Below are 21669 nucleotides of genomic sequence, written 5' to 3' on the forward strand. Positions count from 1 at the left end.
GCGGGTCTGCCGCCAGGCGGGAGCCCCGGCGGCCCGCTCAAGGGCCGAGGCGACCATGAGCACCGAGACGGTGGACTCCGTGCCCCGGGCGTTCATGTTCAACGCCGGCGTCGGCGCGCGCTTCTAGCCGCCGGCGAGGATCCCGAGCAGCGCGATCCCCAGGACCAACAGCAGGAAGAGCACCCCGGCCATGGCCAGCGCCAGCAGGCGGCTTTCCACCGCCGCGCTCAGCCGCGTCAGCGCCACCAGCGACGGCGCCCGCGGGCGCGATGGCAGCCGCCGCCACGCCCGCCGGGTGGCGTAGCCCAGGCGCACGCCGGCGAGCATCGCCGGCTTGATCCAGTCGCCCTCGGGGATGCGCGGCAGCCGTGCGGCCCCGGCCAGACCGAAGAGCACCGCGGCCACGGCGCCGCCGGCGAGCGCCGGCAGCAGGGCGTCGAGCAGGGCCGAGGGCTGCGCCGTGTAGCCCACCAGCTGCGGGGCCACCACCGCCGCCGCCAGCCACGGCAGGGTCAGGGAGAGCAGCACCAGGGCGAGCACCGCCGCCCGCCGCGCCAGCGGATCCGCCCCGCCCTCGCCGCGCCAGGCCAGCAGCAGGAAGCGGATCATGAGCACGGCGGTCAGCGCCGAGGCGAGCAGCAGCAGCGGCTCCGCCGGGGCGCCGAGGGCCTCGGCGCCGAGCTGCTTGCCCGCCCCCTTGGCCAGGGCCCCGCTGGTGGCGGGCACGCCCACCAGGGCGAGCGCCGGCAGCAGCAGGTACGCCCCACGGTGGCGGCCGTGGAGCCCGCAGCCGAGGAACAGCGCCCCCTTGGCCAGGCCGTGGTGCAGGGCGAAGAGCGCCACGCCGGTGAGCGCCGCCCCGGCCAGCGCCGGCTCGAGCAGTGCGGTGCCGGTGAAGGCGGTCATCAGGCCCATCTGACTAACCGTGGAGTAGGCGAGCACCGTCTTGGCCCGGCGCTGGGTCACGCCCACCACGCTGGCGTAGAGGCTGCTGGCCAGCCCCGCCACCACCAGCACCCCGCCGGCCACCGGCAGGGCCAGATCGCCGATGGGCAGCAGGCGCCACCACGCCACCAGGGCGGCCTTGACCAGCAACGCCGAGAGCAGCGCACTGGCCGGCACCGGCGCCGCCGGGTGGGCCAGCGCCAGCCAGGCGTGCAGGGGCACCACGCCGGCCTTCACGGCAAACCCCACCAGGATGCCCCCCACCAGCACGCCGCGGTACGGGTGCTCGGCGACCAGCGCCGGCACCTCGGCCAGCGCGGCGTTGCCACCCTCGGCGGCGATCAGCAGCACGGCGGCGAGCACCGCGGCCTCGGCCAGCACCGCCATACCCAGGTAGACGCGCCCGGCGCGGAAGGCCGCCGGCGTGCGGAAGTGGACCACCAGCGGGTAAGCGGCCAGGGTCATGGCGGCGTAGGCGAAGTAGAAGGTGGCCAGATCGGCGGCCAGCACCACCCCCATCAGCGCCGCCAGGGTGGCACCCAGGCCGATGAGCAGCCCGGCGGGCGGGCCGCCGCGGCCGCCCTCCCCGGCCACGGCGAAGAGCAGCGCGGCGGCGGCCACCGGGGCGGCGAGCAGCAGCACCGCCTGGCCCATTGGATCGGCCGCCAGCCGGGCGTCGAGCAACAGCCACGGCAGATTGAGCGTCTGATCGGCTAAGGCGATAGCACCCAGGCCGGTCAGCGGGGCGAGGACCAGCAGCGCCGCCCCGCTCCGCCGCGCACCGGCGGCAAGCAGCGCCACCGCCAGCAGCGGGGTGAGCACCGGCAGGAGCAGTCCGGCGGCCGGGTCGATCATCACGGCGGGTACTCCTGTTCCACGATGCGCTGCGCCCAGCTCAGCGGCGAGAACTCCGCCGCCGCCAGCACGCCGGCGAGCAGGGCCGCCAGCGCCGTGAACAGCGCCGGGTAGAGCAGCCAGCGGTGGGTCTCGGCACGGCTAGTGCGCGGCGGCGCCCCCGACCAGACGGCGGGGGCCGGCAGCAGCCAGATCCGCCGCAGCACGGGCAGGAAGTAGGCGGCGTTGAGCAGCGTGCTGGCCACCAGCACGGCCAGGACCCAGTAGAGCTCCTGGGCCAGCGCACCCAGCCCCAGGTGCCACTTGCTGATGAACCCGGCGATGGGCGGGAAGCCGATCATCCCCAACGCACCGATGGTGAAGGCGACAGAGGTCAGCGGCATGCGCCGCCCCACACCGTTGAGCGACTCAATGCGGTGGATGTTCAGGGTCTCGGCGTAGTTGCCGGCGCAGAAGAACAGGGTGATCTTCATCAGCCCCTGGTGGACCAGGTGCACCAGCCCGCCGATCAGCGCCAGCGGCCCGCCCATGGCCACGCCCAGGGTGATGAACGAGACCTGGCTGACCGTGGAGAAGGCCAGGCGGCGCTTGATCTCCACCTGCGCCAGGGCGCGCAACGAGCCGTAGAGGATGGTCACCGCCGCCAGCACGGCGAGCGCCGGGGTCACGTTCAAATCCGCGGCCACGGCGTGGCCGTAGACGTCCTGGACGATGCGCACCACCCCGAAGGCGCCGGCCTTGACCACCGCCACGGCGTGGAGCAGCGCGCTGACCGGCGCCGGCGCCACCATGGCCACCGGCAACCACGCCTGCAGCGGGAAAAGCGCCGCCTTGACCGCCACGCCGCCGAGCAGCAGCGCGAGCACCACGGTGGCCGCCCCCGGTGCCGCGGCCGCCCACTCGGCCACCGCCGCCGAGCCGCCGGGACTGAACGGCTGCTCGCCCACCGCGGCGTAGAGCGCCACGGTGCCGGCGAGCAGCGCCATGCCCCCGCCCAGGGTATAGGCGAGATAGGTGCGCCCGGCGGCCAGCGCCGCCGGGTGCCCGCGGTGGACCACCAGCGGGTAGGTGGCCAGGGTCAGCGCCTCGTAGAAGAGCAGGAAGGTGAAGAGGTTGCCGGCCAGGGCGATGCCGAAGGTGGCGGCCACGCACAGCGAGAAGAAGCCGAAAAAGCGCGCGCGCTGGGCGGAGTTCTCCAGATAGGCGACGGCGTAGACGGTGGTGACCAGCCAGAGCACCGCCGAGAGCATGGCGAACAGCAGCGCCAGCGGATCCGCCGCCAAGTGAAAGGTGACGCCCGGGACGACCTCCCAGGCGACCTGGTAGCTGCGCCCCTGCAGGAAGCCGTAGACCAGCAGGGCCACCAGGACCAATTTGACGCTGGCACCGAAGAGGTTCCAGAAGGTGCGCTGACGGCGACGCTCATCGCGCAGGGCGAAGATGATCACCGCCGTCCCCAGCGAGGCGAGCAAGGCCCAGAGCGGCAGCAGGTCCTGGAGCGCGTCGATCATTGGAGCCCCTCCGGTGCGCCCTGCTCCAACAGCCCCAGCGCCGGCATGGCCGTGACCCCCATGGCGTAGACGATGAGCACCAGCAGCAGCGGCACCCACTCCATGATCCGCGGCACCCGTTGTGCGGGGCGCACCTCGGTGTAGCCAGCCGGCGGCGCGGCGTGGGCCACCGCCAGAACGCGGAAGGCGTAGGCGGCGGCGAGCACGCTGCCGAGGATGATCACCACCGCCCACGGCCACTGCCCGCCGCTGATGGCACCGCTGAGCAGCAGCCACTTGGCCAGGAAGCCACCGCTGGGCGGCAGGGCCATGAGACTGGCGAAGGCCAGCCCCAGGGTGAGCACGGTGATCGACAGGTACGGGGTGAGCCCGCGCAGGCCCTCGAGCCGATCGTGCCCGAGGCTGTAGAGCATATTGCCGGCGGCGAGGAAGGCGGCGGACTTGGCGAAGCCGTGGGCCAGGGCGTGGTAGGCCACGCCCTGCCAGGCGTGCACGGCGGCGGCCGGGATCACCACCATGGGCAGGAGCAGCAGCAGGTAGCCGAGCTGGGCGATGGTCGAGTAGGCGATGACTTGCTTGAGCCGCGGCTGGCGCAGCGCCTGCAGCGAGCCGTAGAGCACCGCCAGCGCCCCCAGGGCACCGATCAGCCAGCCCATGTAGGTGCTCAGCAGCACCGGGAAGACCCACAACCACAGGCGCAGCACCAGGTAGAGCCCGGCCTTGGCCACCAGCGCCGAGAGCGCCGCGCTGGCCGGGGCCGGGGCGTTGCTGTGCGCCGGCATCAGCCACATGTGCAGCGGGAAGACCGCCGCCTTGGCGAACAGCCCGGCGGTGATCAGCGCCGCCGCCACGGCGGTGTGGGCATCGGCACCAACCAGCTCGCCCACCTCGCGCAAGTGCAGGGTGCCGGTGCCGCCGTAGAGCAGCGCCACGCCGAGCAGGTAGGCCAGCGAACCGAGCAGCGCCAGCAGCAGATAGCGCATGGCCGCGCCCAGCGACGGCCGATCGCCGGCCATGGCCGCCAGCGGAGCCGCCGTGAGGGTGAGCAGCTCCAGCATGACGTAGAGGTTGAACAGGTCCGCCGAGAGGAAGGTGCCGTTGAGTGTGGCCCACTGCACCAGCCACAGCGGCCAGAAGAGCTCGGTGTTGTAGCCCTTGCCGCGCAGGTAGGGCCCGGCGTAGAGGGTGACCGCCAGGCCCACCAGCGCGGTCATGCCGAGCATCAGCGCCGAGAGCCCGTCGGCGTAGAGCTCCACGCCCAGCGGCGGCTGCCAGCCGCCCAGGTGATGGACCTGCGGGCCGTGCTCGGCCACCTGGCGGACCACATCGGCCACCGCCACCACCGTGGCCAGGGCGCCGAGCAGCGGCAGCCACGGCGCCCGGCGGGCGCGCACCAGGAAGACCGCCAGCGCGGTGAGCAGCGGCAGGAAGAAGGCCAGTGGCAGGGAGAGCGTCGCCACGGCCTACTCCTCGTCCTCGGGCAGGTGATTGAGCCCGGTCTCGGCGTAGTAGCGCCGCGCCAGGACCAGGGCGAAGGCGGTGGCGCTGACGGCGATGACGATGCCGGTGAGCACCATGGCGTGGGGCACCGGATCGACGTAGTCCGGGTGGCGCCGGGCCAGGGCCACCAGCAGCAGGAAGACCGAGTTGCCGAGGACGTTGACGGCGAGGATGCGGCGCAGCAGGTGACGCTGGGTGATCAGCCCGTAGATACCGATGCCCGCCAGCGCCCCGGCGATCAGCGAGTAGAAGGCGGCCTGGGTCACCGCGCCTCCCCGCGCAGGCCGCCGGAGCCGCTGAACAGCAGCACCAGCGGCAGCGCTATGGCCAGTGTCAGCGCCGTCTCGATGAGTAGGATCAGCTCATAGGCCCAGCCCGGCGGGTATTCGAGCACTGCCGAGGCCACCCCGGCACTGGCCAGGCCAATGGCGCTGAACAGCACCAAGCCGCCGACCAGGACCAGGCGCTCGGGAAGGCTGGTCTCCTCGGTGGGGCGCAGCCGCCCGGTCAGGCGCAGCAGCACCCCCAGGGCGGCGAGCACGGCGCCGGCCTGGAACGCGCCGCCAGGCTGGCTGGCGCCGGCCCAAAGCAGGTACCCGGCGGCGAGGACCGTCATGGGCGCGATGAAGGCGATCAGCGGCTGGACCAGCAGCGGCTCGCGGCGGCTGGCGCGCAGCCAGTCCCCGGGCCCGGCGTGGATCAGGTCCTGGGCCACCACCCGGGCGGCGAGGAAGGCGACGAAAAGGACCACCACCTCGGAGAGGGTGTCGATGCTGCGAAAGTTGAGCAGCACGGCGGTGACCGGGTTCTCCACCCCGCTCGCCTCGAGCTTGGCCAGGGCGAGGCGCCCGGCGGTCTGCTCCGGTGGCTCGAGGCCGACCACGGCCCAGCCGATGCCGGCGATCAGGACGCCGACGAGCACGGCCACGCCCACCGCCGCCCACGGTGGCACCGCCGGCGGGGGCGACCCGCCCTCACCGCCATCGTCGCGATCGGGCAGCAGCGCGCGGTAGGCGGAGAGCAGCAGCGCGCCGGTGATCCCGGCGCCGATGGCCGCCTCGGCCAGGGCCAGGTCGGGGGCGGCCAGGCGGGCCCAGGTCACGGCCATGAGCAGGCCGAAGACGATGAACAGCACCACGCTGCGAAAGAGGATGCGGCTGGCGACGATCTGCCAGGCGAGCCCCAGCAGGCCGGCGGCGAGCAGCAGATCGAAGGCCCAGTCGATCACGGCGGCGTCCTCCGCGGCCCACCGCCGGCGCGCAGCGAGAAGCGCGCGATCAGGTGCGCCGAGACGGCAGCGGCGATCAGTGCCAGCAGCCAGATCAGCACCAGCTTGGCCGCCACCCAGCCGCTCTCGGCCTGCAGGATCAGGGCGGCCACCACACAGCCCAGGCCCAAATTGTCGGCCTTGGTCAGCGCGTGCAGGCGGGCGAAGACGCCGGGGAAGCGCAGCAGCCCGACGGTGCCGGTGAGAAAGAACAGCCCGCCGAGGACGAGCAGCACGGCACTGATCCCATCGAGCAGGGTCATCCCTCCTCCCGCCTGTGCAGGCGCCGCGGCACGCGGGTGAAGGCGACGGCGATCACCGCGGCAAGCACGACAAAGAGCAGTGCCACGTCGCGCAGGGCCGGCAGGCCCATGGCCTCGGCGAGGAGCAGCAGCACGGCCACGGTGGTGGTGCCGAAAAGCAGCGCGGCGAGCATGCGATCGGCGGCGGTGGGACCGCGGTGGACGCGCCAGAGCCCGGCGAGGAGGTTGAGGAGCAGGAAGACGGCGAGTCCCAGATAGAGCATCTCCACGGCGCTGGCCTCATGCGGCGCCGCCGGTGGCGGCCTGATCCAGGCCGTAGAGCGCCGCCACGCGTCGCTCGAGCGCGGCCACCTCGCCCTCGGCCTGGGGGGTGATGGCGTGGACGACGAGGATATCGCCCCGCAGGTCAGCGGCCAAGGTACCGGGCAGCAGGCTGAGCGCGGCTACCAGCACCACCCGGGGCTCACCGGCGGGCAGGGCCACGGCGTAGCGCAGCCAGTGGCTGTGGATGGGCATGCGCGGGTGCATGGCGCGGTAGCCGACGTCTGCAGCGCCGATCAGCGAGCGCACTAGGAAAAAACCGGCAAAGCGCAGGCCTGGCAGGGGGTACCAGGGGTAGATGCGACGGCCGGCGAAGTAGACGCCAACCGCGGCGGCGGCAAGGATGGTGGCGGCGCCGAGCACGCCGCCAAGCCGCCCCTCGGCAAGGATCAGCCAGAGCAGCAGCATGAGCGCGGCCGCCCGCAGGGTGCGGCCGAGCCATACGGCGACACCGGGGCGGGATCCGCGCTCGGAGGCCGCCGGCGCGGGCATGGGGCTAGCTCGCGGCGCCCCGGGCCCGGGCGCGCTCGGCGGTCTCGGCGCGGGCGCGCTGCTCGGCCTGCGGGTCGCGGCCGCCGTCGACCTCGCGCCAGCCCTGGCCGTGCTGGAGGATCAGGGCGGCGAGTGCATCGAGGTGATCGGGGCGGTCATTGAGCGCCGGGATGTAGGAGAGGCGCTCGCCGCCGCTCTCCTCGAAGTACTCGCGGTTCTCGCCGGCGATCTCCTCGAGGGTTTCAAGGCAGTCGGCGGAGAAGCCGGGGCAGACGACATCCAGGTGCTTGACGCCGGACCGGGCGAGTTCGGTGACCGTCTCGTCGGTGTACGGCTTGAGCCACTCCTCGTTGCCGAAGCGCGACTGGAAGGTCACATCCCAGGTGCCCGGCTCCAGGCCCAGTTCCTCGGCCACCAGTCGCGAGGTCTTCAGGCACTGGCAGTGGTACGGGTCGCCGTCGAGCAGGTAGCGCTCCGGCACGCCGTGGTAGGAGAAGAGCAGCCGCTCGCCGCGCCCCTCGCGCTCCCAGTGCTCGCGGATCGAGCGGGCCAGGGCCTGGATGTAGACCGGCTCGTCGTGGTATTGACCGACCATGCGCAGTTCCGGCACCCACCGCCAGCCCATCAGCTCGCGCGCCACAGCGTCGAAGGTGGAGCCGGTGGTGGAGGCGGAGTACTGCGGGTAGAGCGGCAGTACCAGGATCCGCCGCGCCCCGGACTCGCGCAGCCGGCGCAGGGCCGCCGGGATGGACGGGTTGCCGTAGCGCATGCCCAGCTCCACGACGAAGGGGCCGCGATCGTTCATCGCCTGCAGGCGCTGGCGGATGCCGGCCGCCTGGCGCTGACCGATGCTCAGCAGCGGCGAGCCGTCCTCCTCCCACACCTCGCTGTAGGCGGCCGCGGACTTCTTGGGGCGGGTGCGCAGCACGATGCCGTAGAGGATCGGCCACCAGCGCCAGCGCGGGATCTCAATGACCCGCGGATCCGAGAGAAACTGGCGCAGATAGCGGCGCAGGGCCGGTTCCGTCGGCTCGTCCGGGGTGCCCAGGTTGGCGACCAGGACCCCCACGGCGTGCGCTTCATCGTGCTGGAACGTGCTCTTCGCGGAATAGAGTTTCATAGGGCCCGGAGCATATCAGGAGCGGGCTTACGTTGGGGAGTTCAGCGACGGCCGGATGGGGCGAAACTTCCTTACAGTCTGCATATCTGTCATCAATCAGCCGCCGATCCGAGGCTGACCCGGACACCGCCGGCCGGGTAGACTGCGCGTCACACGTAGGCAACCGTCTGGATCAAGGCAATGAGCAACAAGACCCGTGTACTCTTCCTGTCCAACAGCAACGCCTGCCGCTCGCAGATGGCCGAGGGCTTTGCCGAGAACCTCGCCGGCCATCTGATCGAGCCCTGCTCGGCGGGGATCGCGCCGGCGCAGGAGCTCGACCCGCGGGCGGCCAAGGTGATGAGCGAGGACTGGACGGACATCTCGTCCAAGGCGCCGAAGGCGCTGGACCCGGCGGTGCTCGAGCAGGTGGACATGGTGATCACCCTCTCCGAGGAGGCGCAGGAGGCCTGCCCGGAGCTGCCCAAGGGTGTGGAACACCGCCACTGGCCGACCAACGACCCGGCGCAGGCCGGCGCCGACGACGATACGCAGGCGATGAACGCCTACCGTGATGCGCAGGACGAGATCAAGGAGAACATCCTGTTCCTGCTTAACGAGGTGCGCGGCGGGATCGACGAGTTCGAGATCTAAGATCCCGCTGCCCTGCCCCGGCGGCCGGCTCAGCCGTCCTGTAGGCGGCTGAGGGCCTCTCGGGCGCGCTCGCCGTAGAAGCCTTCGGCGCTGGCCGCCTTCTCGTAGTTGGCGATGGCGGCGTCGCGGGCGCCGTCGGCCTCGGCCATCTCTCCAAGCGCCAAGTGGGCCGGTGCGGTGGGCAGCAGGCGGGCCGAGCGGACCAGATCCTCGCGGGCGCGCTCGTCGTCGCCGCGGGCCCGGTGCAGCAGGCCGCGGTCGAGGTGGTAGCTGAAGAAGCCGTCGTTGCGCTCGATGGCGGCGTCGAAGGCGGTGATGGCCTGATCCTTCTCACCGAGCCGGGCCAGGGCCTGACCGCGCACGGCGTGGAAGGCGGCCTCCTCGGTGAAGGCGTCGATGGCGGCGTCGGCCAGCTCCAGGGCCCGGCGGGGCTCTTTGGCACGCAGGGCCTGCTGCGCCTCGTCGTGCCGGGCGTAGGCCTCGCTGTTCTCCTCGAGCACGCGGATGTGCTGGGCGTAGCGCTCCCCACCCAGGGTCCAGTCCTCGCCGCCGAGCTCCTCGCGCAGGGCGCGGGCGGTCTCGCGGTTGGCCGTCACGCGCTCCCGGGACGGCGGATGGCTCGCAAAGAGCCCCTCAAGCCAGGAGGGCTCCCGGTCGCCGGCCAGGCGCACGAACTTCTCCTGCAGGGTGACGGCGGCCTCGGGGTCGTAGCCGGCCTTGGCCATGTAGCGGGTGCCGTAGTAATCCGCCTCGAGCTCGGCCTCGCGGGAGTAGCGCTGGCTGATCAGCCCCACGCCGACGCTGGCCCCGGCGACCAGCAGTCCGGAGAAATCGTGGTCCTGGGTGGCCAGGCCGACGGCGGCGACGCCGGCCTGCATGATCATGCCGCGCTCGACGCGCTGGGCACCGTGACGGGCGGCGGAATGGACGATCTCGTGGCCAAGCACGGCGGCCAGCTCGGCCTCATTCTCCATTTCGGTAAGCAGGCCGCGGTTGATGGCGATCTTGCCGCCGGGCAGGGCCCAGGCGTTGGGGGTACCGTCGTTGAGGACGACAAACTCATAGGGCAACCCGGGGCGGTGGCTCTCGGCGGCGACACGCTGGCCGACCTCGTCGACGTAGGCGACCAGCTCCGAGTCGGCGTTGTAGCGACCGCCCATGCTCTGGAGGGTGGGCTCGTAGTGCTGCTCGCCCATGGCGATCTCCTCGCTCTCGGAGATCAGCCGGAACTCCCGCTCACCGGTGACCGGGTTGACGCCGCAGCCGGACACGCCCAGCGCCAACAGCGCCACCGGAATCAGCCATCGCCAGACCTGTCTGCCCTGCATCTTTCCTCCCCTGCCGGGCTGCCGCCGCCCGGATCGTCGCTCCGGATCCGTGGTTCCGTTGTCGGACCTCCTCGACTATAGCGCACCCGCGTCCCGGGCCTCGCGCAACTGCGTGGCGTTGATCAGGAAGACACCGAAGCCGCCGCGCTCGAGCTCCACCCAGGTCAGCGGCAGGTGGCCGAAGGCCTCGGCAACGGCTTCCTCGGAGTCGCCCACCTCGATCACTAGCAGGCCGTCTTCGGTGAGCCGATCCGGGGCACCGCTGAGGATGCGGCGAACCACGTCGAGGCCGTCCTCGCCGGCGGCCAGGGCGTGGTGCGGCTCGTGGCGGTATTCGGCTGGCAGCGCGGCCATGGCCGGGGCATCCACGTAGGGGGGGTTGGTGACGATGAGCTGGTAACGCTGCTGCGGCAGGCCTTCGTAGACGTCGGACTGGATCAGGGCGACGCGCTCGTCCAGGTCGTGGCGGTGGACGTTGACCGCGGCCACCTCGAGGGCGTCGGCGTCGATGTCGGTGGCGTCGATGGCGGCGCCGGGGAAGGCGTAGGCGCAGGCGACGGCGATGCACCCGGAGCCGGTGCCGATCTCCAGCACGCGCTCGACGGCGTCCGGATCCAGCCAGGGCTGAAAGCCGCGCTCGACGAGTTCGGCAATCGGCGAGCGGGGCACCAGCACGCGCTGGTCGATGTAGAACGGCAATCCGGCAAAGAAGGTCTCGTGGGTGATGTAGGGCAGCGGCAGGCGCTCCTGGATGCGCCGACGCACCCGGGCCATGACCGCCTCGCGCTCGCCGCGGGTCAGGCGCGCGCCCCAGTAGAGGTCGGGCAGGTCCGCCGGGAGGTGCAGCGCGTGCAGGGCCAGCGCAGCGGCCTCGTCGATAGCGTTGTCGGTGCCGTGGCCGTAGACCAGCCCGGCCTCGTTGAAGCGGCTGGCGGCGTAGCGGACGATGTCGCGCAGGGTCTCGAGACCCTCCGGGGCGTGGTCGATGGGCTCCACGGTGTTCCTCCCTTGGCGTTTGCGCTTCGGTTATGATGGCCGGTTACGGTGCCACTGCCCAGCGATCGATGCACGCGCTGTCGCGCGCTGGAACGGCTTGCGATGTTGGATCCGGGAGCGCCCATGCCGGCAAACCGTCCGCAACGAACCACCCGGCCCCTGCTCGGGGCCCTGCTGGCCGTCCTCTCGGTGCTGGCGGCGGTGATCGGCGTCGGCCTCGCCGCCACCGCCCTGCGCCCGGATCCGGGGGTGCCGGACATCCAGGGCACCTACCTGGAGGATGGCCGGCCCATCGCCGATTTCGTGCTCGAAGACCAGGACGGGAAGCGCTTTTCGTCCACCGACCTCCACGGCAAGTGGACGGTGCTGACCTTCGGGCACACCGAATCCCCGACCACCTGGGAGAACCTGGCGCTGCTGCACAGCGCCCGCGAGCAGCTGGCGCACACGCGGATGAGCGCGCGGCTGCAGGTGGCGCTGGTCAGCGTCAATCCCGATGACGGCCCGGACGAGCTGGCCGACTACGTGGGCCGCTATCCGGCCGCGTTCCACGGCATCAGTGGACCGGTGGCGCGGGTCCGCGAGCTTGCCGGCAGCGTCGGGGTGCGCTACATGGCGCCCAACGGCGGCAACGTGGACGACGGCTTCCACATCCAGCCGGAGGGAGCGCTGCTGGTGATCAACCCCCGCGGCAAGCTGGTGGCGCTGCTGATGCCCCCGCACCACCCGGAGCTGATCGCTCGGGATCTGTTCCGGCTGATGGAGCGCGAACGCGGCGGTTTCCTGCGCAACCTGCTAGAGAGCGTCCGCGAGCGGGTCCGCGAATGAGCGCCGAGCCCGCCGCCCATCTTGCCGACCGGGTCCGCGCCTTCGGGCACCGGTTGCTGCCCACGCGGCTGCTCTCCCGGGTGACCTGGCATGTGGCGCGCTCCCCGCGCCCCTGGCTGAAGAACCGCCTGAATCGCTTCCTGGTCCAGCGCTACGGGCTGGATCTGAGCGAGGCCGAGCACGCCGACCCGTGTGCCTACCCCACCTTCAATGCCCTCTTCACCCGGGCGCTGCGCCCGGGGGCGCGGCCGCTGCCCGAGGATCCGCAGGCGCTGGTCAGCCCCTGCGACGGGACGGTGAGCGCGGTGGGGCATCTGCGCGGCGAGCAGCTGATCCAGGCCAAGGGGATCGAGTACCCCCTGAGTACGCTGCTTGGCGGGCTGGATGCCACGCCGCTGCGCGATGGGGCGTTCGTGACGATTTATCTGTCGCCGCGGGATTATCACCGCTTTCATGCGCCGCTGGCCGGGCGTCTGTGTGCCGAGCGGCATGTGCCGGGGCGCCTGCTGACGGTTGCCCCCTGTGCGGTGCGCGCCATCCGCGGGCTGTTCCTGCGCAATGAGCGGCATGTGACGCTCTGGGAGACGGCGGTGGGGCCGGTGGCGGTGGTCCCGGTGGGGGCGGTGAATGTGGGCAGTATTGAGACGGTCTGGGGGGGGGCGGTGGCGGATGCGTCGGGGTTGAGTCGGGATTACGCGCCGGGTGCCGGGGTGTTTTTGGATCGCGGTGAGGAGTTGGGGCGGTTCAATCTGGGTTCGACGGTGATTCTGGTGTTGCCGCGGGGGGCGGTGCGTTGGGCCGATGGTCTGGTGTCGGGGCAATCGGTGCGGATGGGGGAGGTTTTGGGGCGTCTTTAGGGTCGGGGCTCGATCGTGGGGTGGCTCGGTTGGCGGTTGGAGTCCGATCGTGGGGCGGCGCGTTAACCGGCGGGTGCCGTGGATCGGGTGGCGGGGGGCCGGGGACGGCCTGAGATCGCGCCCCGCTTGTCAGCGGGGTCCCCTGCGCGCCTCGATCCGGCGAGGCCGCTCGCAATGCGCGGCTGCGCCGCGCTGACGCTCGCTGAGCAGCGCGAACCGGGAAAGGTTCGCGCTGCCCCCTCGCCGGCTCTGCGGTGCTCGGCGCGCTCTAAAGGCCGTCTCCGGCCCCCCGCCACCCGATCCTTCCCCCGTGGTTGCCGCATTCGACTGATCAAAGACACTCCCGTGCAGCCAACTGCTTGAGCGTCGTCGCTTACGGCTCGACCCGCACCCACTCGGTCGCGCGGCCTTGGCCCTCCCGCTGAAGGCGGCCTTCTTCGCGGAGGCGGTGGAGGATGGTGCGCAATTGCTGCGGCTGGTGGTCCGGGAAGCGCTGGCGCAGCATGGCCATGGTGAAGCGCTCGGGCATTTCATGGAGGACTTCGCGGCGCACCGCCAGGGCCCAGCCGCCGCGCCCGCCGGCACCGCTTTGGTAGCGGCCGTAGGCTTCGGCGACCGCGGGCGGAGCCGGGTCCGCCAGGCGTGTGGCAACGGCTCGGAAGAGGCCGTGGCACCACTCGTTGGCCTGTTTGCGGTTGCCCGCGAAGACCACGGGCAGTTTCGGGTGCAGGGCCTGGATCTCGGCCACGACCCGGGCTGTATGGGCGGCTGACCAGGGGGCGACCCGCTGCGGGTCGAGGAAGTCGCCGTAGGTGGCTTCGACCACCAGTGCGGGATGGGGATAGGTCGCCAGTTCCGCCAGCTGCTGGTGAAGGATCTGGATCTGGCCGAAGTCGGTCAGGAGGTTGTCGAAGGTCTTGCGCTCGACCACGGCCTGGATCTGCCCGTCACTCTCCAGCGCGTAGTCGCCGGCCGGGAGGCTCTCGCGTCGCGTTTCGGCACCCGGAAAGCGCCACGGGTAACGCTCGGCGCGGTCGATCAGGGCGGTGATCGGATAATCGCCGAAGAGCTGGGTTCGGCCGCGGGTCTTGTGGGCCCGGACGGCGCCCTGGGTGCGGAAGAAGATCTGTTCGTAGTGCCCGGGCTTGTTCTTGTACGGCTTGGTCAGGAACAGGAAGTCGCAGCGCCGGCGCTTCTGCCGGTCGAGCACCAGCGCGAGCTTCTTGCCGAAGCGATTGAGCGAAACCACGGGGACGTGCTCGAGCTCCTCGGGGGTCTCCTCCGGCGGGTCCTGCTCACGCAGGCAGAAGACGTGCCCCTGCGGGCCCGGCCAGCGATCCTTGGCGCGCAGGGCGAGGATGATCCCGTCGTGATCGCTCTCCAGGGTGATCCGGTACGGGAATTTCTCGCTCTGCGTCTGCTGTACGCGCCAGTAAGTGGCCATGTTGCAAGCATAGCGCGAGCGGGTGCGCGTCGACCATGGCGCGTCGGGGCGTTTTTGGGGGCTGCTGAGGTCGGTTGGCCGGTCCCCCGGTGGCGGCCTTTAGAGCGCGCCGAGCACCGCAGAGCCGGCGAGGGGGCAGCGCGAACCTTTCCCGGTTCGCGCTGCTCAGCGAGCGTCAGCGCGGCGCAGCCGCGCATTGCGAGCGGCCTCGCCGGATCGAGGCGCGCAGGGGACCCCGCCGACAGGCGGGGCGCGATCTCCGGCCGCCACCGCGGACCGGCCTCCCGACCGGGACCTCCTGACCGGGTAGCGGCCGTAGCTCAACTGGCGGTCGCCAGCTCCTCCTCCGGCTCCTCCACCGGCGCCGACTCCGCCGACGAACCATTGCGGTAATGGACCAGCTTCCAGTACCCGAAGAAGTACGCCGGATGCACCCCGAGGCACTCAAAGCCCGGGCGCTGCGGCAGATCATCCAGCTCCATGTCCGTGCGGAACCCGAGCAGCTTCGACAACGGCCGAATCGTCTTCTCGAACCCACGAACCACCGGATGCTGCGAGGCGAAGTGATTGATGATGAAGATCTCGCCCCCGGGCCGGCAGACCCGACGGCACTCATCCACCAATCGATCCGGGTTCGGCACTACCGAGGCGACGTACATCGCCACCACCACATCGAACGAATCGTCCGGGAAATCCAGCGCCTCGGCATCCATCTCGTGGAGCGACTCCACGTGCTCCAGCCCCTGCTCTGCCACCCGGCGATGGGCGATATCGAGCATATCCGGGCTGACATCGACGCCGACGATGGAGACATCCCGCCGGTACTCCGGCAGCGAGATCCCCGTCCCGACCCCCACCTCGAGGATGCGCCGGTCCGGCTCGGCGTTGAGATACTGCATCGTGAACTTGCGCCCCGGCGCGAAGATGCGCCCGAAAAAGCCGTCGTAGTACCGCGCGTAGCGCCGGTACGCGTTGCGGATCGAAGAGAGATCCATGACTCCGCTCACCTCCAGGAAATCGGTTCGGGTATCGCCATCGCACCGGCTCAGGCCGTGGCGCGCAGCGCCTCCGCAAAGGTGTCCACCGCCCGGTCGACCTCCTCGCGGGTGACGATCAGCGGCGGCAGCCAGCGCACGATCTGCCCCTGCGGCCCGCAGCGGATCATCAGCACGTCACGCTCTTCCATGGCCTTGAGTACCCGCGCGGCGCGATCACCATCCGGGCGCCCCTGCTCGTCCACCAGCTCGGTGCCGTGCATCAGGCCCATGCCCTGGACGTGGGCGATGGCCGGCTCCTCGGCACACAGGGCGTCGAGCCGGCGGCGCAGATGCGCACCCTGCTCGCGGGCGTTCTCCACCAAGCCCTCTTCCTCGATGACCTCCAGCGTCGCCAGCGCTGCGGCGCAGGCGACCGCGTTGCCGCCGTAGGTGCCGCCCTGGGAGGCCGGCCAGCCGCGCTCCATGATCGCTTCCGGCGCGGCCACGGCCGAGAGCGGGAATCCACTGGCCAGCCCCTTGGCCGTGACCACCACGTCGGGCTCCACGTCGAAGTGGCTGTGGGCCCAGAAGGCCCCGCTGCGCCCGTAGCCGCTCTGCACCTCATCGGCGATGAGCAGCATACCGTGGCGATCGGCCCGCTCACGCAGCCCCTGCATGAAGGTCCGCCCGGCCGGGATGTAGCCGGCCTCGCCCTGGATGGGCTCGACGAAGAAGGCCGCCGACTCCGCCGGGCTCGACTGCGTGGCCAGGATGTGGTCGAGCTCACGCAGGCAGAACTCGGCGGTCTCCTCGTCGTCCCAGCCGTAGCGCCGGGCATTCGGGAACGGCGCGAACACCGTGCCGCCCATCATCGGCTGCACGCCGGCGCGCAGGCCCACGCTCGAGGAGGTCATCGAAAGCGAGCCCATGGTACGTCCATGGAAGCCGCCCTGGAAGACGATGATGTTGGGCCGGCCGGTGGCCTGGCGGGCCAGGCGCAGGGCGGTCTCGCACGCCTCGGTGCCAGCATTGGAGAAGGAGATACGGTCGATCGCGCCGGGCATGATCTCGCCCAGGCGCTCGGCAAGACGGACCATAGGCGGGTGGCGGACGATGGCGTACTGGCCGTGGACCAGGGTGGCGGCCTGGCGCTGGGCCGCTTCGACCACCTTGGGGTGGCAGTGTCCGGTGGCGGTCACACCGATGCCCGAGGTGAAGTCGAGGTAGCAGCGCCCGTCGGTGCCGATGATGTAGGCACCCTCGCCGCGCTCGGCGACGACCTGGCTGGACTGCTTGAGCAGCGGGGAGATGGCTCCGGTCTTGTGCGCGTCGCTCATGGTGCGTGTCCTCCGCTCGGCCGTTCCCGGCCGTTGACTGCAGGGCCGCCGCAGCGGCGGCCCCCTGTGGACCAAATTAGTACGCCGCGGGCGGTTCCGCGCTGCGCCCCGGCAGCTGAAGCAGGTCGATGTGCGCGCCCTCTTCGGGAGTCTCGACGCCAAAGTCGCGGCTGCGCAGGGCCTCGGCGAGGCTGTCCATGGCGCCGGACTCGCCGTGAACCAGGGCCACCCGCGGCCCATTGGCGAAGTGCTCGGCCCAGGCGATCAGCTCCGAGCGCCCGGCGTGGGCGGAAAGCCCGCCGACGGTGTGCACGGTGGCGCCGACGCGCACCGGTTCGCCCCACAGGGTCAGCTCACTGGCGCCGTCGACCAGCGCGCGCCCGGGCGTGCCCTGGGCCTGGAAGCCGACCATGATCACGTTGCAGTTGCGCCGCCACAGGTTGTGCTTGAAGTGGTGGCGGATGCGCCCGCCGTTGCACATCCCTGAGCCGGCGATGATCATCGCCCCGGACTGGACCCGGTTGATGGCCATGGAGTCCTCGGCCTGCGGGGTCAGGCGCAGGTTGGGCAGCTGGAAGCGGTGGTTGTCCGGCTCGGCGTAGAAGGCGGCGGTCTCGGCGTCGTAGAGCTCCGGGAAGCGGGCGTAGACCTTGGTGGCCTCGATGGCCATGGGGCTATCGAGGAAGACGCTCCAGTCGCCCAGTTCCCACTCCTCGTAGTGCCGGGCGAGGATGTAGAGCAGCTCCTGGGTGCGCCCGACGGCAAACGCCGGCACCAGGATGTTGCCGCGGGAGGCGCGGGCATTGCGGATGATCTCGCCGAGTTCGGCCCAGGTCTCCTCCCAGGAGCGGTGGTCGCGGTCGCCGTAGGTGCTCTCCATGACCAGCAGGTCGGCGTCGCCGACCTGTGCCGGGTCGCGGAGGATCGGCGCCCCGGCGTGGCCCAGATCCCCGGAGAAGACCACCTTGCGGCGCTCACCGCCGGCCTCGAGCCACATCTCGACGATGGCCGAACCGAGGATGTGCCCGGCATCGCGCAGGCGGACGGTGACGCCTGGGACCGGCTGCCACGGTTCGTCGTAGGCGTGGCCGACCAGGGCGTCGATGGCCTGCTCGGCATCGGCGACGGTGTAGGTAGGCTCCACCGGCTCGTCGTGGCGGCGGCGGCGTTTCTTGTTCTCGATGGCGGCGTCGCGCTCGGCGAGGAAGGCGGCGTCGCGCAGGAGGATGTCCACCAGCGCGGCCCCGGCGCTGTGGGTGTGGATCGGCCCCTGGTAGCCGGCGGCTCGTAGCAACGGCAGGCGACCGCTGTGATCCAGATGGGCGTGGGTGAGGATCACGGCGTCGAGGCTGCCCGGATCGAAGGGGAACGGCGCTCGGTTGCGGGCCTCCTGCTTGCCCCCGCCCTGGATCAGGCCGCAGTCGATGAGCACGCGGTACTCCCCGACCTCGAGCAGCATGCAGGAACCGGTCACCTCGCGGGTGGCCCCGTGGAAGTGCAGTCGCATGGGCTCAGCCTCCGTCTACGCGGACGGCGCTCCGGCCGTCCGGATGCGTTGCGCCACGGCGCGGCCGACGTCGGCGCAGCCGCGCCCGCTCATGCCGTGCTCGGCGATGTCGTCGGCCACGGCGCGGTGGAGCTGCACGGCGGCACGGGCAGCCTGCGGATCGACCTCGCCCATCCATTCCAGCATAGCGGCGGCGGTCAGCAGCATGGCCGCCGGGTGGGCGCGGTCGCCACCGGCGATGTCCGGGGCGCTGCCGTGGGTAGGCTCGAAGAGCGGCGGCACGCTGCGGTCGGCGGGGTTGAGGTTGGCCGACGGGGCGACCCCCATGCCGCCGGCGAGCACTGCGGCTAGGTCGGTGAGGATGTCGCCGTGGAGGTTGCTGGCCACCACCACGTCGAACTGCCACGGCTGGCTGACAAACTTCATGCAGCAGGCGTCGATGAGCTCGTGGTGGGTGGCGATCCCCGGGTAGTCGGCGGCGACCTCGGCGAAGACCTCGCTCCAGAGCTCGCCGGCGTATTGGACGGCGTTGCGTTTGGTGACCACGCAAACGGCGGCGTCCGCACCGCCGTCACCGGCCGCATAGCGCGGCGCGCGCAGCCCCTGACGGCGCTCCTCGGCCCGCCGGGTGGCCCGCTCGAAGGCGTGGCGGATGATGCGCTCGGTACCGGCGCGGGTGAAGACCTCGAGCTGGGTGGCGGTCTCGCGGGGGGTGCCGGCGGCCAGCCGGCCGCCCTGGTCGACGTATTCGCCTTCGCTGTTCTCGCGGATGACGAGCAGATCGGTGTGCAGGGCGCGCGGGTCGGACAGGGGCATGGGGGCGCCGGCCATGGGCACCGCCGGGCGCTCACAGGCCCAAAGATCGAGCCCCTTGCGCAGCTGCAGCAGCGGCGCCAGCGAGACGCCATCGGGCAGCAGGTAGCGCCCCGGATCGTCGGCAGGCCCGGGGTCCCCGAGGGCGCCGAGGAGCAATGCGTCGTAGCCGACCAGTTGCTCGCGCCAGTCGGCGGGCATCATCTCACCGTGAGCGCGGTGCCAGGCGTGGGCGGGCCAGCCTAGCTCGGTCAGCGCCAACCGGGGCCCGGGGAGGGCCTCCAGGGCGTGGCGGGTGGCGGCCATGACCTCCGGGCCAATCCCGTCGCCGGGCATCACGGCGACCTGCCAAGTCTCCTGGTTGCGTTCCATGGCGGCCCTCCCCGGGGGCGTTGCCGTCCGCTTCCGCTCAGGGCAGCAGATGCGCCACCGCGTCGCGCTCCTCGGCGAGCTCGGCGGCGGTCTCGTCCATGCGTGCGCGGCTGAACTCGTCCACGGACAGCCCCTGCACGATCTCGTAGTCCCCGCTCCGACAGGTCACCGGGAAGGAGTAGATGAGCCCGGGCTCGATGCCGTAACTGCCATCGGAGGGCACGGCCATGCTCGTCCACTCGCCCTCGGGCGTGCCCAGCGCCCACTCGCGCATGTGGTCGATGGCGGCACTGGCAGCGGAGGCGGCGCTGGAGGCCCCGCGAGCCTTGATGATCGCCGCGCCGCGCTGCTGCACGGTGGGGATGAACGTGTCCTTCACCCAGGCGTGATCAACCTGCTCGCCGGCCGGAGTCCCCTGGATGGTGCAGTGGCTGATATCCGGGTACTGCGTCGCCGAGTGGTTGCCCCACACGGCCAGGCCGTGGATCTCCGTGGAATGGCAGCCAACCTTGTTGGCGAGCTGCGCCAGCGCGCGGTTGTGGTCGAGGCGGGTCATGGCCGTGAAGTTGCGCGGGTCAAGATCCGGCGCGTTGCGCTGGGTGATCAGCGCGTTGGTGTTGGCCGGGTTGCCCACCGCGAGGACCTTCACGTCGCGCTTGGCCACGGCGTTCAGCGCCTGACCCTGGGCCGAGAAGATCGCCGCGTTGGCCTCGAGCAGATCCTTGCGCTCCATGCCGGGGCCGCGGGGCTTGGCGCCGACGAGCAGGACGTAGTCGGCCTCGCGAAAGGCCTCCTCGGCGCTGTCGGTGGCGACGATGCCGGCGACCAGCGGGAAGGCGCAGTCCTCGAGCTCCATCACGGTGCCCTGCAGCGCCTCTTGGGCCTGCGGGATCTCAAGCAGCTGGAGGATCACCGGCTGATCCTTGCCGAGCATCTCGCCGGCGGCGATGCGAAAGAGCAGGCTGTAGCCGATCTGGCCGGCCGCCCCGGTCACCGCGACTCGCACGGGTGTCTTCATGGCTCTCTCCTCGATCCGTTGTAATGCCCGCCGGGCCCTGCCTGCCGACCCGGGCCGGGGGGCCGATTGTAGCAGAGGCTAGCCGCGCGCCCGCCAGTCCAGCACCGCCCCGGGCCCCTGGGCCAGGCGCTGCGCCGCGGAGCCGCTGTTCACCGCCACTTCGACCAGGCCCAGCGCGTTGACGTACCAGAAGGCCGTGCCTGCGGGGACGTCAGCGAACTTCGCCGCCCGCGCCAGGCGCTCGCCGCCGACAACGAGCTCCGCCTGGTCCGGCGCGGTCTCGCCACGCCGGCCACTGATCAGATTACCGAAGCCGTCGGTGTAGATCAGGGCGTCCCAGTCCCGCGGCCACCTGTGGCCGACCCAGGTCTCCACCGCCTCCGACCCACGCGGCGGCCGGTCCGTAACCGCCACCTCGGCGGCGGCATCGGCGAAAACGTCGCGGCCGTGGAACGTCGCCGGGGTGCCCGGCGGTGGCGGCGGCAGGCAGTACGCTTGGACATCCGCGAAGTCGCGCGCCGCGACAGCGAACAGCCCGTTGTCCGGACCGATCAGCCAGCGTCCGTCGGCGCGCAGGGCCAGCCCGCCGCGCTCCGTGCCGACACCGGGGTCGACCACGGCTAGCACCACCGCGTCCGGTGGCAGGTACTTGAGGTTGGCGGCAAGCAGGTAGGCGGCACAGTCCGGGCGGAAAGCCGGAGCGTCGTGCATCAGGTCAACGACCTCGGGGGCCGAGTCGAAGGCCTGGCGCAGCCGTGCATGGAGGTGGCCCACATAGGGCCCGAGGTGGGTGTAATCCGTGAACAGGAAGACGGCACCGGGGCGAGCACGCTGGTTCACCCCGGTGCGCAAGGCGTTACGCCTCGGCCGTTTCCTCGGCGTCCTCTTCCGACTCACGCCGGGCGGCGATCGCCTCTTCCCGGTCGACGAGTTGGACGAGGGCCATCGGCGCGCCGTCGCCCTTGCGGAAGCCACAGCGCAGGATGCGCATGTAGCCGCCCGGGCGCTCCTTGAAGTGCGGCCCCAGCTCCTCGAAGAGCTTGGTGACCATCTCCTTGTCGCGCAGCCGTGCAAAGGCCAGACGGCGGTTCGCCGTGGTGTCTTCCTTGGCCAGGGTGATCAGCGGCTCGGCGACACGCCGCAGCTCCTTCGCCTTGGGCACGGTGGTGCGGATCTCTTCCTCGCGGAAGAGCGCGGCGGCGAGGTTTTTGAACATCGCCTTGCGGTGCGAGTTGTCACGGTTGAGGTGACGTCCGGCTTTACGATGGCGCATGACGTTGATCCT

The 21669-nt window shown here is 71.4% G+C and carries 22 protein-coding genes; 3 read left to right on the top strand and 19 right to left on the bottom strand.

The window, feature by feature from the left end; genetic code table 11:
- Positions 1-123 precede the first annotated feature (123 nt).
- The 9 genes from LRA98_RS10020 to hemH are packed head-to-tail and all read right to left on the bottom strand — an operon-like array spanning position 124 to position 8274.
- The gene (locus tag LRA98_RS10020; protein WP_238633997.1) at positions 124-1800 is read right to left on the bottom strand and encodes a proton-conducting transporter transmembrane domain-containing protein; all 1677 of its coding nucleotides are present in this window, start codon (positions 1798-1800) and stop codon (positions 124-126) included.
- Positions 1800-3311: a complex I subunit 5 family protein gene (locus tag LRA98_RS10025; RefSeq protein WP_238633978.1), complete on the bottom strand. Its 1512-nt coding sequence runs from the start codon at positions 3309-3311 to the stop codon at positions 1800-1802. Before LRA98_RS10025 ends, LRA98_RS10020 begins: the two co-directional genes overlap by 1 nt.
- Positions 3308-4771, bottom strand: coding sequence for a complex I subunit 5 family protein (locus tag LRA98_RS10030; protein ID WP_238633979.1), 1464 nt, complete (start codon positions 4769-4771; stop codon positions 3308-3310). The genes LRA98_RS10025 and LRA98_RS10030 overlap by 4 nt, the downstream gene beginning before the upstream one ends.
- A gap of 3 nt (positions 4772-4774) precedes the next feature.
- Positions 4775-5077 carry a sodium:proton antiporter gene (locus tag LRA98_RS10035; protein WP_238633980.1) on the bottom strand — a complete coding sequence of 101 codons (303 nt, stop codon included), beginning with the start codon at positions 5075-5077 and terminating at the stop codon, positions 4775-4777.
- Positions 5074-6039, bottom strand: coding sequence for a hydrogenase subunit MbhD domain-containing protein (locus LRA98_RS10040; protein ID WP_238633981.1), 966 nt, complete (start codon positions 6037-6039; stop codon positions 5074-5076). The genes LRA98_RS10035 and LRA98_RS10040 overlap by 4 nt, the downstream gene beginning before the upstream one ends.
- Positions 6036-6341, bottom strand: a complete 306-nt coding sequence (gene mnhG, locus LRA98_RS10045) for a monovalent cation/H(+) antiporter subunit G (protein WP_238633982.1) — start codon at positions 6339-6341, stop codon at positions 6036-6038. The genes LRA98_RS10040 and mnhG overlap by 4 nt, the downstream gene beginning before the upstream one ends.
- Positions 6338-6604, bottom strand: a complete 267-nt coding sequence (locus LRA98_RS10050; protein ID WP_274519941.1) for a monovalent cation/H+ antiporter complex subunit F — start codon at positions 6602-6604, stop codon at positions 6338-6340. Before LRA98_RS10050 ends, mnhG begins: the two co-directional genes overlap by 4 nt.
- Positions 6605-6620: 16 nt before the next feature.
- Positions 6621-7154 carry a Na+/H+ antiporter subunit E gene (locus tag LRA98_RS10055; protein WP_238633984.1) on the bottom strand — a complete coding sequence of 178 codons (534 nt, stop codon included), beginning with the start codon at positions 7152-7154 and terminating at the stop codon, positions 6621-6623.
- Between the two features lie 4 nt (positions 7155-7158).
- A complete protein-coding gene (gene hemH / locus LRA98_RS10060) occupies positions 7159-8274 on the bottom strand; it encodes a ferrochelatase (RefSeq protein WP_238633985.1) in 1116 nt (371 codons plus the stop codon).
- A gap of 180 nt (positions 8275-8454) precedes the next feature.
- Here hemH and LRA98_RS10065 point away from each other — a divergent pair, with 180 nt between their 5' ends.
- A complete protein-coding gene (locus LRA98_RS10065) occupies positions 8455-8907 on the top strand; it encodes an arsenate reductase ArsC (protein WP_201241521.1) in 453 nt (150 codons plus the stop codon).
- 29 nt (positions 8908-8936) lie between these two features.
- Here LRA98_RS10065 and LRA98_RS10070 read toward each other — a convergent pair whose 3' ends face one another.
- Positions 8937-10235, bottom strand: a complete 1299-nt coding sequence (locus LRA98_RS10070) for a M48 family metalloprotease (RefSeq protein ID WP_238633986.1) — start codon at positions 10233-10235, stop codon at positions 8937-8939.
- A 75-nt stretch (positions 10236-10310) separates the two neighbouring features.
- Positions 10311-11231: a 50S ribosomal protein L3 N(5)-glutamine methyltransferase gene (gene prmB / locus LRA98_RS10075; protein ID WP_238633987.1), complete on the bottom strand. Its 921-nt coding sequence runs from the start codon at positions 11229-11231 to the stop codon at positions 10311-10313.
- Positions 11232-11354: 123 nt separating this feature from the next.
- Between prmB and LRA98_RS10080 the strand changes: the two genes are divergently transcribed.
- A complete protein-coding gene (locus tag LRA98_RS10080; protein ID WP_201169146.1) occupies positions 11355-12059 on the top strand; it encodes an SCO family protein in 705 nt (234 codons plus the stop codon).
- Entirely contained in the window at positions 12056-12916 is an 861-nt protein-coding gene (asd, locus tag LRA98_RS10085; RefSeq protein ID WP_238633988.1) for an archaetidylserine decarboxylase, read from the top strand. Before LRA98_RS10080 ends, asd begins: the two co-directional genes overlap by 4 nt.
- A 373-nt stretch (positions 12917-13289) precedes the next feature.
- Here asd and LRA98_RS10090 read toward each other — a convergent pair whose 3' ends face one another.
- The 8 genes from LRA98_RS10090 to rplQ all read right to left on the bottom strand — a co-directional run bounded on the left by LRA98_RS10090 (position 13290) and on the right by rplQ (position 21657).
- Entirely contained in the window at positions 13290-14360 is a 1071-nt protein-coding gene (locus LRA98_RS10090; RefSeq protein ID WP_238633989.1) for an ERCC4 domain-containing protein, read from the bottom strand.
- Positions 14361-14680: 320 nt separating this feature from the next.
- Positions 14681-15355 (bottom strand): class I SAM-dependent methyltransferase, encoded by a 675-nt coding sequence (locus LRA98_RS10095; protein WP_201169159.1) that lies wholly within the window; start codon positions 15353-15355, stop codon positions 14681-14683.
- 50 nt (positions 15356-15405) lie between these two features.
- On the bottom strand, positions 15406-16674 hold the full coding sequence (locus LRA98_RS10100) for an aspartate aminotransferase family protein (protein WP_238633990.1): 1269 nt from the start codon (positions 16672-16674) through the stop codon (positions 15406-15408).
- Between the two features lie 76 nt (positions 16675-16750).
- Positions 16751-18181, bottom strand: coding sequence for an MBL fold metallo-hydrolase RNA specificity domain-containing protein (locus LRA98_RS10105; RefSeq protein ID WP_238633991.1), 1431 nt, complete (start codon positions 18179-18181; stop codon positions 16751-16753).
- 15 nt (positions 18182-18196) lie between these two features.
- Positions 18197-19366: an isocitrate/isopropylmalate dehydrogenase family protein gene (locus LRA98_RS10110; protein ID WP_238633992.1), complete on the bottom strand. Its 1170-nt coding sequence runs from the start codon at positions 19364-19366 to the stop codon at positions 18197-18199.
- 37 nt (positions 19367-19403) lie between these two features.
- Positions 19404-20384, bottom strand: a complete 981-nt coding sequence (locus tag LRA98_RS10115) for a malate dehydrogenase (protein ID WP_238633993.1) — start codon at positions 20382-20384, stop codon at positions 19404-19406.
- Positions 20385-20462: 78 nt separating this feature from the next.
- Complete coding sequence (locus LRA98_RS10120; RefSeq protein WP_207190297.1) at positions 20463-21236, bottom strand: SAM hydrolase/SAM-dependent halogenase family protein; 774 nt, start codon at positions 21234-21236, stop codon at positions 20463-20465.
- Positions 21237-21240: 4 nt separating this feature from the next.
- Positions 21241-21657, bottom strand: a complete 417-nt coding sequence (gene rplQ / locus LRA98_RS10125; protein WP_201169174.1) for a 50S ribosomal protein L17 — start codon at positions 21655-21657, stop codon at positions 21241-21243.
- Positions 21658-21669: the final 12 nt, after the last annotated feature.

Source organism: Halorhodospira sp. M38 (assembly GCF_022227985.1).
GTDB classification, from domain to species: domain Bacteria; phylum Pseudomonadota; class Gammaproteobacteria; order Nitrococcales; family Halorhodospiraceae; genus Halorhodospira; species Halorhodospira halophila_A.

Coding starts and splice junctions, on each gene's coding strand:
- LRA98_RS10020 (WP_238633997.1), bottom strand. CDS start 1,800: ATGATCGACCCGGCCGCCGGACTGCTCCTGCCGGTGCTCACCCCGCTG.
- LRA98_RS10025 (WP_238633978.1), bottom strand. CDS start 3,311: ATGATCGACGCGCTCCAGGACCTGCTGCCGCTCTGGGCCTTGCTCGCC.
- mnhG (WP_238633982.1), bottom strand. CDS start 6,341: ATGACCCTGCTCGATGGGATCAGTGCCGTGCTGCTCGTCCTCGGCGGG.
- LRA98_RS10050 (WP_274519941.1), bottom strand. CDS start 6,604: ATGCTCTATCTGGGACTCGCCGTCTTCCTGCTCCTCAACCTCCTCGCC.
- LRA98_RS10055 (WP_238633984.1), bottom strand. CDS start 7,154: ATGCCCGCGCCGGCGGCCTCCGAGCGCGGATCCCGCCCCGGTGTCGCC.
- hemH (WP_238633985.1), bottom strand. CDS start 8,274: ATGAAACTCTATTCCGCGAAGAGCACGTTCCAGCACGATGAAGCGCAC.
- LRA98_RS10065 (WP_201241521.1), top strand. CDS start 8,455: ATGAGCAACAAGACCCGTGTACTCTTCCTGTCCAACAGCAACGCCTGC.
- LRA98_RS10070 (WP_238633986.1), bottom strand. CDS start 10,235: ATGCAGGGCAGACAGGTCTGGCGATGGCTGATTCCGGTGGCGCTGTTG.
- LRA98_RS10080 (WP_201169146.1), top strand. CDS start 11,355: ATGCCGGCAAACCGTCCGCAACGAACCACCCGGCCCCTGCTCGGGGCC.
- asd (WP_238633988.1), top strand. CDS start 12,056: ATGAGCGCCGAGCCCGCCGCCCATCTTGCCGACCGGGTCCGCGCCTTC.
- LRA98_RS10090 (WP_238633989.1), bottom strand. CDS start 14,360: ATGGCCACTTACTGGCGCGTACAGCAGACGCAGAGCGAGAAATTCCCG.
- LRA98_RS10095 (WP_201169159.1), bottom strand. CDS start 15,355: ATGGATCTCTCTTCGATCCGCAACGCGTACCGGCGCTACGCGCGGTAC.
- LRA98_RS10100 (WP_238633990.1), bottom strand. CDS start 16,674: ATGAGCGACGCGCACAAGACCGGAGCCATCTCCCCGCTGCTCAAGCAG.
- LRA98_RS10105 (WP_238633991.1), bottom strand. CDS start 18,181: ATGCGACTGCACTTCCACGGGGCCACCCGCGAGGTGACCGGTTCCTGC.
- LRA98_RS10110 (WP_238633992.1), bottom strand. CDS start 19,366: ATGGAACGCAACCAGGAGACTTGGCAGGTCGCCGTGATGCCCGGCGAC.
- LRA98_RS10115 (WP_238633993.1), bottom strand. CDS start 20,384: ATGAAGACACCCGTGCGAGTCGCGGTGACCGGGGCGGCCGGCCAGATC.
- rplQ (WP_201169174.1), bottom strand. CDS start 21,657: ATGCGCCATCGTAAAGCCGGACGTCACCTCAACCGTGACAACTCGCAC.